9 protein-coding genes, 3 pseudogenes and 2 other annotated features (1 of these 14 running past the window's edge) are annotated in these 13,359 nt (G+C 40.2%); of the genes and pseudogenes, 8 read left to right on the top strand and 4 right to left on the bottom strand.

The genetic code is table 11. The features are described 5' to 3' along the window. Positions 1-168 (top strand) — a binding site (T-box leader) (it extends 192 nt beyond the left edge of the window). A gap of 32 nt (positions 169-200) precedes the next feature. Continuing rightward, positions 201-423, top strand: a binding site (T-box leader). Positions 424-475: 52 nt separating this feature from the next. Further along, positions 476-2,392 carry a threonine--tRNA ligase gene (gene thrS, locus CVV77_RS10575; RefSeq protein WP_100275358.1) on the top strand — a complete coding sequence of 639 codons (1,917 nt, stop codon included), beginning with the start codon at positions 476-478 and terminating at the stop codon, positions 2,390-2,392. Positions 2,393-2,511: 119 nt separating this feature from the next. After that, positions 2,512-2,931 carry a MarR family transcriptional regulator gene (locus tag CVV77_RS10580; RefSeq protein ID WP_060399745.1) on the top strand — a complete coding sequence of 140 codons (420 nt, stop codon included), beginning with the start codon at positions 2,512-2,514 and terminating at the stop codon, positions 2,929-2,931. A gap of 42 nt (positions 2,932-2,973) precedes the next feature. Here CVV77_RS10580 and CVV77_RS10585 read toward each other — a convergent pair whose 3' ends face one another. Beyond that, positions 2,974-3,162, bottom strand: coding sequence for a 2-hydroxymuconate tautomerase (locus CVV77_RS10585; protein ID WP_003222038.1), 189 nt, complete (start codon positions 3,160-3,162; stop codon positions 2,974-2,976). A 108-nt stretch (positions 3,163-3,270) separates the two neighbouring features. Between CVV77_RS10585 and CVV77_RS10590 the strand changes: the two genes are divergently transcribed. After that, complete coding sequence (locus CVV77_RS10590) at positions 3,271-3,930, top strand: site-2 protease family protein (RefSeq protein ID WP_019259778.1); 660 nt, start codon at positions 3,271-3,273, stop codon at positions 3,928-3,930. 12 nt (positions 3,931-3,942) lie between these two features. Next, positions 3,943-4,461, top strand: a complete 519-nt coding sequence (locus CVV77_RS10595) for a YwhD family protein (protein ID WP_084992229.1) — start codon at positions 3,943-3,945, stop codon at positions 4,459-4,461. Between the two features lie 328 nt (positions 4,462-4,789). On the opposite strand, the pseudogene CVV77_RS10605 reads toward CVV77_RS10595, so the two are convergent. Next, positions 4,790-5,395, bottom strand: a pseudogene (locus CVV77_RS10605) (serine hydrolase domain-containing protein); the annotation flags it as partial. 277 nt (positions 5,396-5,672) lie between these two features. Between CVV77_RS10605 and bla the strand changes: the two are divergent. After that, complete coding sequence (gene bla, locus CVV77_RS10610) at positions 5,673-6,599, top strand: class A beta-lactamase (protein ID WP_395940380.1); 927 nt, start codon at positions 5,673-5,675, stop codon at positions 6,597-6,599. Positions 6,600-6,761: 162 nt separating this feature from the next. Here the strand turns inward: bla and CVV77_RS10615 are convergent. Then, positions 6,762-6,971, bottom strand: a pseudogene (locus CVV77_RS10615) (serine hydrolase); the annotation flags it as partial. A gap of 214 nt (positions 6,972-7,185) precedes the next feature. Between CVV77_RS10615 and CVV77_RS10620 the strand changes: the two are divergent. The 3 genes from CVV77_RS10620 to CVV77_RS10635 all read left to right on the top strand — a co-directional run bounded on the left by CVV77_RS10620 (position 7,186) and on the right by CVV77_RS10635 (position 12,873). Further along, on the top strand, positions 7,186-7,776 hold the full coding sequence (locus CVV77_RS10620; RefSeq protein ID WP_100275359.1) for a sensor domain-containing protein: 591 nt from the start codon (positions 7,186-7,188) through the stop codon (positions 7,774-7,776). 4 nt (positions 7,777-7,780) lie between these two features. Next, entirely contained in the window at positions 7,781-9,571 is a 1,791-nt protein-coding gene (locus tag CVV77_RS10625; protein WP_100275360.1) for a helix-turn-helix transcriptional regulator, read from the top strand. Between the two features lie 1,271 nt (positions 9,572-10,842). After that, entirely contained in the window at positions 10,843-12,873 is a 2,031-nt protein-coding gene (locus CVV77_RS10635; RefSeq protein ID WP_100275361.1) for a serine hydrolase domain-containing protein, read from the top strand. A 204-nt stretch (positions 12,874-13,077) separates the two neighbouring features. On the opposite strand, the pseudogene CVV77_RS10640 reads toward CVV77_RS10635, so the two are convergent. Beyond that, positions 13,078-13,358 (bottom strand): annotated as a pseudogene (locus CVV77_RS10640) (DDE-type integrase/transposase/recombinase); the annotation flags it as partial. Position 13,359: the final 1 nt, after the last annotated feature.

Consider the following 13,359-nt stretch of genomic DNA (forward strand, 5'->3'; position numbering starts at 1 on the left):
AAGGTGAGAGCTTCCCAGCTTAGGAATATCGTTTACCGCCTTGGAGCAGCATTGGGGAACTGAAGTATCCAATGCCGTCTATGCTGCGTTACAGCACCGAGCCGATAAACATAGCGTTTGTCGGGAATTTGGGTGGAACCACGGGTAAATCACACACTCGTCCCTTTTAGAGGGATGGGTGTGTTTTTTTTATGAATTGAATACATGCGAAGAAAAGGACATGAATGATATTTACGGTTTTCAGAGAGGGAAGGAAAGGTGAGAGCTTCCCAGCTTAGGAATATCGTTTACCGCCTTGGAGCAGCATTGGGGAACTGAAGTATCCAATGCCGTCTATGCTGCGTTACAGCACCGAGCCGATAAACATAGCGTTTGTCGGGAACTTGGGTGGAACCACGGGTAAATCACACACTCGTCCCTTTCAGCGGGACGGGTGTGTTTTTTTATATACAACAATTGATAAGGAGTGTTTAAAATGAGTAAACATGTACACATTCAGCTTCCGGACGGACAGATCAAGGAATATCCGAAAGGCGTCACTATTAAAGAAGCGGCTGGTTCTATCAGTTCCAGTCTACAAAAGAAGGCGGCTGCGGGCCAGGTCAACGGCAAGCTTGTTGATCTCAGCTTCAAGCTGGAGGAGGATGCTGAGCTTTCGATTGTCACACTTGATTCCCAAGAAGGCTTACAGGTGCTTCGCCACACATCAGCGCACGTGCTGACTCAAGCGGTGAAACGGCTGTACGGCGAAGTGTCATTGGGGATAGGTCCAGTGATTGAAGACGGCTTCTACTATGACATGAAGCTGGAGCAAAGCTTAACATCAGGAGACTTAAAGGCCATCGAAAAAGAAATGAAGAACATTATAAATGAGAACCTTGAAATTAAACGAAATGAGGTTTCTTACGAAGAGGCTGAAGAGCTGTTTGCCAAAAAAGGCGAGCCGTTTAAGCTGGAGATTTTGAAGGATATTCCGCGGGGGGAGGACATTACGCTGTATCAGCAGGGAGAATTCGTTGACCTGTGCCGCGGGCCTCATCTTCCTTCTACAGGAATGATCAAGGCGTTCAAATTGACAAGGGTATCGGGCGCTTATTGGCGCGGAGAAAGCGAAAATGAAGTCCTGCAGCGGGTGTACGGGGTTGCGTTTCAAAAGAAAAAAGATCTCGATGCGCATCTGCATATGCTGGAAGAAGCGGCAAAACGTGATCACCGCAAGCTGGGCAAACAATTAGAGCTGTTTATGTTTTCTGAAGAAGCGCCGGGGATGCCGTTTTATTTGCCAAAAGGGCAGATTGTCCGCAATGAGCTGGAACACTTCTCGCGTGAGCTGCAAACAAAGGCCGGATACGATGAGGTGCGTACGCCGTTTATGATGAATCAGCGGTTATGGGAGCAGTCAGGCCACTGGGATCATTATCGCGACAATATGTATTTTTCAGAAGTTGATGATACAAGATTCGCAATGAAGCCGATGAATTGCCCGGGCCACATGCTCATCTTTAAAAACAGCCTGTATTCTTATCGGGATCTGCCGATTCGCATGGCGGAATTCGGCCAGGTGCATCGCCACGAATACAGCGGTGCTTTAAACGGAATGCTTCGCGTCCGTACGTTTTGCCAGGATGATGCCCATATCTTTGTTCGGGAGGATCAGATTGAAAGTGAGATCAAAGAAGCGATTGGGCTGATTGATGAGGTATATCGTACATTTGGCTTCGAATATTCGGTCGAACTCTCGACTCGCCCAGAGAATTCATTAGGCGATGACAGCCTTTGGGAAGCGTCGGAACGTGCCTTAGCACACGTCCTTGAGGAGCTCGGCCTGCCTTATGAGGTTAATGAAGGCGATGGGGCGTTTTACGGGCCGAAGATTGATTTTCACATAAAAGATGCCCTTAAACGGAGCCACCAATGCGCGACAATTCAGCTTGATTTTCAAATGCCGGAAAAATTTGATTTAACATATATCAATGAACACAATGAAAAGGTTCGTCCTGTTGTCATACACAGAGCGGTATTCGGCTCGATCGACCGTTTCTTCGGCATTTTGATCGAGCATTTCGGCGGGGCATTCCCAGTCTGGCTTGCACCGATCCAGGTTCAAATCCTACCGGTTTCACACGTTCACTTGGACTATTGCAGAAAGGTGCAGGAAGAGCTGAAGCAGCTGGGGATAAGAGCAGGCATTGATGAGCGCAATGAGAAGCTGGGCTACAAAATCAGAGAGTCGCAGGTGCAGAAAGTCCCGTACGTGCTGGTGCTTGGAGATCATGAAGAGCAGTCAGGTGCGGTAAACGTCCGACGATTCGGACATCAGCAGAATGAACACGTTCCTTTTCAGACGTTTAAAGAAAAACTTGTCAAACAGGTGAAAAATCGAAGTATCTAGGAGAAAAGCTGTAAATTCTCATTTTGCTTTTTTGACTTTCCCTATCCGGAATCAGTAAAATAATAAGTAAATCATATCGTTCGTATGTTATGAATGCATCTCGAAATGGGGAAATCTACATGGACCATGACAAACTGGAAGCAAATTTGCTGGATCACGCACTTACAAAATATTTGAAAAGCACGAAGCAATTAGATGAAGCCACCGTTCCGAAACACGTAAATAATGTAAGAGGATTTATTCTGCGGATCATATACAGGCATGGGAGCTGCACCATAAAGGATATTCTGAAGGAGGTCACACTGTCTCCCTCTGCTACGACCACTGCTCTTAATCATTTAGAGCAGGAGGGATTCATTGAGAGATCCAGAAATAACAATGACCGCCGCACTGTATGGATTACGCTTTCTGAATCGGGCAGGGCAGCGGCTGAGCAAATGATCGAAAACCGCCAGGGACTGATTGACGGCATGTTTGAGCGTTTGACAGCCGAAGAGAAAAAGGCGTTATTAGCGATTATTGCGAAGCTGACCCAATAGGGATGGAAAAAGCCGGTGCGCGAAGCGCCGGCTTTATAGAAATTATTCCATATCGCTCAGGCGTTTGCCTGCGACGGCATAATGGTCTTTTCTCATTTCTTCTATAAACACAACAATTTTTTCTTCAGAAGCACCGGTGGTTTCCTTTACGGCTTCTGTTACTTTCTCGACAAGATTGCGTTTTTGCTCGTCTGTACGGCCTTCGAGCATTTTGACGGTTACGTATGGCATGGGTGCTGAATCCTCCTTTATTTCGTTTCCTCTCTTTAGAAAAAGAGGTTTCTTATAGTATACTGAATAAAGTAAATTCTTGCATTTTTAGAAAGAGGGATATCTCACTTGGACCGTTTTTTATATTATCCGTTATCGTTAATGCCATACCTCGTCATCACGTTAATTGTGTCGTTTACCATACACGAGCTTGCCCATGCCTATGTCGCGTACAAATTCGGTGACGATACAGCGAAAAGAGAAGGAAGGCTGACGTTGAATCCCATTAAACACCTTGATCCGTTCGGAACCATTTTGATTCTGGTGGCCGGATTCGGATGGGCGCGTCCTATTCCTGTCAATCGCCGCTTCTTTAAGAAACCTCGGCTTGCCGGCGTGCTCGTCTCCATCGCCGGGCCTGTCAGTAACCTGATTCTTGCGTTTATCGGTTTCTTTTTGTTAGTGTTGATGCATGCATACGGAATGGAGATGCTTGCGGCGTTCAGCACGGGGCTGGATCAGTTTTTTTCCATTTGGATACAGCTGAATCTTGTCTTGTTTTTATTTAATCTGCTGCCGCTTCCTCCGCTCGATGGCTATCGTATTATTGAAGATCTCGTTCCGCCGGGGGTGCGTGCCAAGATGACGCAGGCGGAGAGCTACGGCTTTATCGTCTTTTTGGTTCTGTTTGTGACACCGCTCGGATCTTACGTGCTTTGGCCGCTGCTAAATGCCGGAAGAGATCGGATTTTACAGCTGTTTTCAGCGATATTTCAACCGCTTTTGTAGGAGGTAGAACTCATGGAAGAAAAAAAGAAAAAATCAATCGGGTTTAATATTATCAAAAGTGATCCGACAGATGGACACGGCGGCTTCGGTGTAGGGGCGCTCAGTCTCGATAACATTTCTCCCGTATTCGTCGATGTAGAGGAAAAAGAAGCGTTCGTTGACATCGGCGCCATGCACGCCCGCAGCACCGTTGAAAAAGGAATTAAATTTCTGCCGAATAAAGAAGAAGTTCCAAACGGAAAACCGTACTGGCTTGTGTGGGTAACGATTGACAGAATAGAAGAGGGACCTTATTACGCTGGTGTGACAGCCTGTGAAATGACGGTCGACAGAAGCATCAGAAGAGGCTACAAATCGCTGCCTGAGCATGTGAATCTGATGGATAAATCCATGAAGCGGAAAATTATCATCGATAAAATGGACGACAGCTCGAAGCGTGTACTAGGTGAATTTCTGAAAAAACACGATCAGGGCCTATGGGATCGGTCCCCAGATGAATTAAAAACAGGCCTGCTTCCAGAAGACAATTAATTTGTGAACTTTCTGTGAACTTTTAGAATATTTGAACTATTTTTCGTAAACATTGAGTAAACTGGTGATACAGAAACTAGGACATGGAAAATCCCGAGCCGAAACAAGACTCGGGGTTTTTCATTTTTTAGGGTGATATGATGTACGAAACCATTCGAGTCGGTGACTGGGTGATGAAAGCCGACGTGGAGAAACGAGAAAGCAGTATGAGAAAGATATAGAGGGATATGTGTGAATTCGGTAACTGTCTTAACTACTATGAGGCAGTGAATGAACTGCCGGTTCAAAAGGATCAAGTATTAGAGAGTCTAGGTCTCATTCCGTCATTATCCAAATCTGTATAGGATGCAATCCCGCTTGTATGATTCAATAACTGACGAATGGTAATTTTGTTACCGTCATACCCATTACCCTGTACGATCCCCGGTAACCATTTTTCAACCGAATCATCAAGGTTTAATTGTTTCTCCTCAGCCAACTGCAGTATAACGGACGCTGTGAACGTCTTCGTGATGCTTCCAATACGAAATGAAAAGTTCTGTTCTGCTGCGCGCGGTACCTCGTAACTCGCTGTCCCTGTAGCATAAGACCAGCGTTTACCGTTCTTTAATCCGCCTGCTATGACACTTGGGATTTTTTTATTGGTTACTACCTGGTCGATTACGTATTTGACTTCTCCTCGATGGTTCCTTTTCTTTTCTTTATCGATAACTTCCTTTTTGGTTTTCCCTGCAAACTCTGAGACTAAAATATTCTTGATATGTTTTTCTGCTCCTAGTACATTGATGTTTATCGAAATGACATGTTGACCATCTTCCGTTCCACCTGCAAAGTTAGTAAATCCGGGAATACCACCACCATGCCCCCATACTTCGGTACCGTCCGGCAATTTTGTTGCATGTATGCTAAGCCCATACTTTCCTAACGGGGAATCAGCGTACTATCATCATTTCCTTTTGCATGCCTATTTCTGTATCTGATGAATTACAACTATTTGCTCAAAAAATTCAAAGCTTCTTGTATGTAACATAAAACCCTTCTCTATGTAGGTTCTATTTTATCTTAAGGTTAAATTATTTTTTTAAAAGTTATGGAACAATATTGTTATTTAGAGTGTCTATTAAGTGTAATTTTAAAAACTGATGTTCAAATTCAATACAATTGTATCTAATTTAACATCTGTTTTAAGTATTAAAAGTCTGAAGGGAATGATCATTTTGAAAAGTACAAGGATGCTAAAAATAGGGGTGTGTGTTGGCATACTAAGTTTAAGCCTTGTAAGCGTAAAATTCTTTATAGGTGAACCATTGCAAGTTGAAGCAAAAGAAAAAGCAGAGCAAACCAATCATACAAACCATGCGACTCATCGAGAGTTCGCTCAACTTGAGAAAAAGTTTGACGCTCGACTAGGTGTCTATGCTATCGACACTGGTACAAACCAGACAGTAACTTATCGACCTAATGAACGGTTTGCTTACGCATCTACCTACAAAGCTTTGGCGGCAGGAGCTGTATTACAGCAAAACTCAATTGACAAATTAAACGAGGTCATTACCTATACCAAAAATGACTTAGTTACGTATTCACCAGTCACAGAGAAACATGTGGACACTGGGATGACCCTTGGGGAAATTTGCGAGGCTGCTATTCGTTATAGTGATAACACTGCGGGGAACCTTTTATTCAAGAAACTAGACGGACCTAAAGGCTTTGAAGAAGCGCTTAGACAGATTGGTGATAAAGTTACCGTGGCTGATCGCTTTGAGACGGATTTGAACGAAGCTATTCCGGGAGACATTCGTGATACAAGTACAGCAAAAACACTTGCTACCGATCTTAAGGCTTTCACAGTCGGAAATGCGCTCCCAGCTGACAAACGTAAAATTCTTACAGATTGGATGCGTGGAAATGCTACAGGAGACAAACTCATCCGCGCTGGCGTACCAAAAGAATGGGAAGTCGGTGATAAATCTGGAGCCGGAAGCTACGGAACACGAAATGATATCGCCATCATTTGGCCACCGAATAGAGCACCTATTATCATCGCAATTCTGTCCAGCCGAGATAAGAAAGATGCTACCTATGATAATGAACTGATTGCGCAGGCTGCCAAGGTTACAATTAATGCTCTCAAGTGATAATATCTCAGTTTCCTCATTCCTTTATCCAACGTTATCTAGAGGATAAAAATAGAAACCGATTCTTTTTAGTGTAAAGAGAATCGGTTTTTTGCATGCTTATCATTTCCATTATAAAAATAATAATCCACTATATTAGACGGAAGGAATCTGTTTTATATTTGGATCGCCGGTGGGACCATAAGGTGTAGCCAGTCTTTTGAGAAGATCAGACGTAAAGCTCATACTTGTAGATTTCATATCAAATGGTTTAAAAATATTCTTTTCCATATATTTTGAGAAAGGGGTGCTAGTAACATTCTCTACTGCTAACCCTGTGAGCGCAAATGAGACGTTGTCATACGTATAAGCTTCTCCTGATGGCCGTACCACGTATGAACAGAGTGTAGCAAGCGGCGAGTCATAGTCGATAGTGAACTTTTGTCATATTTATAAAGGATAACAAAAATTGAGTGGGCTGCGGCTGTCTAGGTAGTTATGTCATACAAACCATGACACTTTGACACTACCGTATGTGACAGAAAAATACTTAGAATCAAAAAGTAGCTTTTACCGCATTAGCAATGAATGAGGAGGAGAGATTTTAATGACGAAAGCATCAGCTCAAAAAACTTTGCAAGATTTCTATTTCTTGTTATTTACCTTTGCATCCGGATTCTTTTACTTTTGTTTCTATCTGGTCAGCATTACATTTGCATTAGTAATGACGATTATCTTTTTTGGTATTCCCTTGTTGGCTTGGGTGCTACAAACAACTCACACGTTTGTTCAGTATGAACGCATTCAGACGAAGGTTTATACGGATATATCGATAGAGTTATTCGAATCAAGGAGAAAAAAGGAGGGAGATAAATGGATTAAAGCGAGAGATATTATCTTTAATAATAGCAACTGGAGGGCTATTTTTTGGCTGATGCAGAAATTCTTTATCGGAATAATGAGTCTTATATGCGCTATTTTACTGTATGTAACGCCGCTAGTATTTATCGTTACGCCCTTACTTTTTCGATATTTTAATATATACTTATTGGGGATTTCTGTGAATTCATGGACGAAAGCTTTTTTTGTCATGATTGTTGGATGTATTCTCATCTGGATACGTATATGTATTGGAAACTGTTTAGTTCGAATAATTGGAATGTATACACGTACTATGTTTAAAGCTATAAAGGAGTGATAATTTGATTAAGACTTTGAAAATATGGTTCTGGTATGATTGGGCCTTACTTTGTATACGTTTTATTATTTGCCTATCATTGATATCAGTGACTATCCAAGAACAAGATTATTTGACTGTACCACTTTGGATCATTATTCTTTGGGAAGTCGTTTCATTTTCAGTACCTTGGATTTGTTTAATGTTCAGTTATCGCTATTATTTGTTTACTGAAATAATATTATTTGGCGGAGTGTGTTTCTATTTAACTTTATTATTTCCGTCAGCGTATCTTGCTTTTTTGATGCCAACTTTTATGATTGCGGCAAATAGTGCTCATAAATCTTACCGCTGGTCAGGTCCTATCACAATTATTTTGTTCCCGTTGCTCATTGCGATATTTTCCAAAGTAACAGATTTATGGGTAATCATTCTACAAATCAGTTTAGCTTTTGCTATGGGCTCTTTCTTTCGTTTACTGGCTACTAATTACCGTCAAAGTGAAACTATTCGGAACCAGAAACATGTATTGGAACAATACATATCTCAAGTTGAGCGGATTACTTTACTAGAGGAACGTGACAGGCTCTCAAAGGATTTACATGATACGATGGGACATTCCTATACCTCAATTATTATGGGGATGGAAACATTACGTACGGAATTAAAAACTAAGGAAGGGGAGCAACAGCTCGATTCATTATTACAATTGGCCCGTAACAGTATGGAAGAAGTAAGACTGTATTTACATCAATTGGATTTATCACAAGAATCGCTTCCCTTAGCTGTCACATTACAACAATTGACAGAGGAATTTAAGAAACATGCAAAAGTAAATGTACGTACTCGAATAATAGGGGAAGAGTATATGGCCTCCAAACAATCAAAAATGACACTATATCGGAGCTTGCAGGAATCACTAACAAATGCTGTTCGCCATGGGCATTCCACAGAAATCATTGTGTCACTTCACTTTGAACCACAACAGATAAGATTGGATGTACAAGATAATGGATGTGGGGTAGAAGAGTGGAAGGATGGCTTTGGATTAACTGCAATGAAAGAGCGTGTGAGTCAGTCACAAGGAAGAGTCATTGTTTATTCCAAAAAGGGGGAAGGGACGCTAATTTCATGTGTTTTACCGAAACAAGTACAACTGTCTAATGAACAAATCCGCCTGTGTATTGTCGATGATCATTCTTTCATCCGAGAAAGTCTTCATACAATTTTGGATGGACAGGAGGATTTACAAGTAGTGGGAATGGCTGAAGATGGAGAACGGGCTTTGGAATTGTGTGAGAGACTAAAACCAGATGTAGTATTAATGGATTTAGAGATGCCAAATCTGGATGGGATTCATGCGACTAAAATGATTAAGGAAAAATGGCCGGACATTCGTGTACTCATTTTGTCAACCTTTCAGAATACAGAAAGGGCAAAAGAAATCATACGAAATGGTGCGGATGGATATTTATTGAAATCCATAGATTCGCGTGAACTGGCTGAATCAATTCGTCTGGTCTATCGAGGAGGCACGATGATTAATCATGACTTGTTCCATAGAATATGGGAAGAAAATGAAGAAACAGGATCATTTGAATCAAAATCAGATGGAAAAGAGTATGGATTAACGAAACGAGAATTAGAGATTTTGGAACTATTATCACAAGGAAGCCGTTATAAAACAATAGCTTCGAAACTTTACTTGTCAAACGGAACGGTAAGAAATTACGCCTCCAAACTCTATGAGAAGCTAGGAGTTAAAAATCGAGAAGAAGCCGTACAAAAGGCAAAAGATACAGGATTACTTTCTTGACACTCTCACTTGAACTAGTTAGCTGAAGTCAATGGGGAACTTACAGATAATGCAGGGCATCACTACCCATTACCATATTTGAAACTACAATGAAAAATAAAGAGTTGGAAACCCCTACTTTTTTGTGAATATAGTCTAATATAATTTAGTTGTTTAAAAGGGGTATTCGGATTTTTATATCGAAAAAGTAAAACACTATGGAATAGGATGTCGATGACTATAAAAGTTGTAGACTATAACCGAAATTGGAACAAGGTATAAGGGAGATGAATATTTTATTAAAACCTATCTTCACAGAGGGCTGGTAAATAGTTTTCATTTCCGCATTTAGTACAATATTTCATAAAATGCGCCCCTCTTGTACGATTACACTCTAATTAATCTAAGCCTTATTTTTATTGTTTATGAACAATGTATAAATTTTAATGTCAACAATGTTTCGTTGCCAGAATTACCTTGATGAGCTTACCGTTGTAAATCTACATTTTTCTAACAGTACCCCACATCCATCAACTTAAGAAATTGCTTTACCCCCAAATGTAAAAAAACGCTATCCTTTCCTATGATCCTAGAGAAAGAATAACGTTTTTTTCATGTTACCGAGGATTTTGTTTTATTAGCTTAATAGTAGTATTTACCACCTTAAGAACTTCCAGCTATTAAAAGGATCATACTTGCACATGTAATTTGATTACGTATTTTCATAAGGCATTCCTCTCCTCTATTTATATTGTGTAGCTGGTTGTTAGCTGTTTCATACTAACCACACAGCTATCATTTCTACCAATAGTTCAAGAGTGAATTTGTAATTTTTTACTAATTATTTTTTTCGCAAACGCCATTGTATCCTAACAAACGGTAAATCCCTCTTTTTCCACATGTATGTTGAACCTAAAAATTACTTTTTTTCCTTGAAACACTCTTGTTACCGGTTTGTTTTTCATAAATAGGTCATACCTGTTTCCCCTTTCAGGCCTCTTTATATTTTTATCATGCACAATGAAAATCTCCCCTCCTCATTTATTGTTAATACTTTAAAAACTGCTCCTTGATTCTAAGTGTTTTTCTGTCATATACGGTAGTGTCAAAATGTCATGATTTTTATGACATAACTATCAATACAGCCTTATCCACTCAATTTTTGTTGTCCTTATGACAAAAGTTCACTATCGACTATGACTTACCCCTTGCTACACTCTGTTCATATGCTAACGAGCCGCTAACTCGTTGCGCTAACAAAAAATCCCAATCAAATAAAGGAGCGTATAAAAATGAAACAACCAATTAACAAACTGGGGATCGTTGCAATTCTTCTTTCTTCTTCAACTATGATTTCTGCTTGTTCCCAACAATCATTAGAAGCAGGAAAATCAAAACCATCGGCTTCCACGACTAATATCCAAATTGCGAAAGGACCTAATAATAAAAAAGAAATAGAATCTTTTGCTGATCCGTTATTTGAAGAAAAAATGAAGAAGTACAATGTGAACGGTTCTAGTTTTGTCGTCGTTCATGATGGAAAGGTCGTTGTCAATAAAGGGTATGGATATGCTGATAAAGAAAAGAAAATCCCCGTTACTAAGGACACGGTTTTTCAAATCGCTTCAGTCTCAAAAACTTTTACTGCTTTGGCTGTGATGCAGCAAGTTGATAAAGGAAAGCTTAAACTAGATCAAGATGTACAAAAATACCTTGGTGGATTAAAAATACCTAATCAAACAGGGAAACCTCTTACCCTGTTTGATATGCTCACTTATACTAGCGGGGTAGATTTTCCCGATCTCACAAATATAACCGGACCTGAATATATTAATAATAATATACCAATGAAAGAATTTTTCTCTAAACATATGCCAACAGTGATACGGCCACCAGGAGAAGCTTATACGTATGACAATGTCTCATTTGCGCTCGCGGGGTTAGCAGTAGAGAATGTTACTAGCACCTCTTTCTCAAAATATATGGAAAAGAATATTTTTAAACCATTAAATATGAAATCTACAAGTATGAGCTTTACACCTGATCTTCTCGAAAGAATGGCTACACATTATGGTCCCACTGGCGATCCGATTCCAACAAGTGGGAGCGGTTTAAGGGATACGCCACAAGGAGGCATTTTATCTACTGCGGAAGACATGTCAAAATACATGATTATGCAACTACAGAAAGGAAAGTTTAAAGACAAAGAAATTGTAAGTGAAAAAAGCATAGATATGATGCATGCCTATCAAGTTTTTGATGATAAGACGATTCCTGTTGCAACAATTGGGTTTGAAACGCCTTTTAATGAATTTGCTAACGGTCAACACGTTGTAATAAAAGGGGGAAGCATGCCTGGACATCAATCATTGCTGATTTTAGTGCCTGAACAAAAAACAGCATTCTTCATGTCTTACAATAATGATTCAATGATGAGTGTAGACATATATGAAACTCTCATGGATCACTATTTCCCTGCTAAGAAGAATGAAGTAAAAACAAGTTATCTCCCGTTAGAGGAAAAAGAAGCTCATAAATACTTGGGCTTATTCCAAAATTCGCGTTTCGCTGCAATTCGCACTCATTTCACTTATGAAAATGGGAATTTGGTCATGGAGGGTGGAACACCTGGAAAACAAGTTCTCAAAATGATTCATCCGTTGTTATTTGAAGATTCGGAAGGTAACAAAGTTGCCTTCAAAAAGAATTCAGCTGGAGAAATCGCATATTTTCACTACAACTCTCCTAAAAGCCTTGATTTTGTAGCAGATGCCCAGAGAATTAACAACAAACCACCTTTTGATGACGTTCCACAAAAGAGTAACTATAGAAGTCACATTGATAATCTTCATGCTCTAAATATTATGGGTGCTAAAACAGGTAATCTATTCAATCCGATGGACATCATGACACAAGGAGAGTTTGCGGATACGTTGTTACTTGCTTATGGATGGAACGGTTTTCCAGACGACTCCAAGGAGGCAAGGGAAAAAGTTATGAAAGGAATTCCTGGGTATGACCGTGCTACTCCGATTACCCGACAGGTCGCAGCAACCATGATTCAAAACTTAAAGCAAATTCATGACATGAAACCGATTCAACCTGACAAAGCTATTAAAGTTAAATTACTTGATGCTGCGGATGACTGGGCAATTCAATCGATTCAGGCACTTGCCTCCCAAGGAATTCTAGACCCTGATACTTCCATCAATGCTGACGGATCCTTTATGTTCCGTCCGAAAGATCTGTTACTACGTCAAGAAGCAAGTGCCTTGCTGGATTTAGCTTTTGGCTATTATGCATTGCCTATTAAACGACAGTAGATATTTTATCCTAATTTGAATAATGAAAAAAATTGCATTCTAGTATCTTATCAGCATCAAGCCTTTATAAGAGCTTTATGGAAACGGAAACGATTCTAAAGATAATGCGATACATCTTAAGTTTTTGCATTTAAAGAAGGGGTTCTGGTGCAAATACTTAGGAAAGATATAAAGGGGCAAAAAGTTTCCTAGTGGAATCTAGTCTTAAGCAGGAATTCCAAATAGTTGATGGATGAAATTCACTTGAGTTCGGACAGACTTATCCAGTGAAACAAGTTGCTTTTTTTTACCGTATGCATAGCTTCTATTCCAGAAATAATGTATGTAGCTGTGCGAAAGGATTTCAGTCCTAACATCGAACGAACTCGCTTTTTAATAAACCGATGATCTGGTTCCACTATGTTATTGAGATATTTCACTTGCCTTAGTTGGATGCCTAATGGCATCTTTTTTTCTTTTCTCAATTCTTCAACTGCTATAGGATAA

Origin of the sequence: Bacillus sp. SN1, assembly GCF_002796895.1 — a bacterium.
GTDB lineage: Bacteria > Bacillota > Bacilli > Bacillales > Bacillaceae > Bacillus > Bacillus inaquosorum.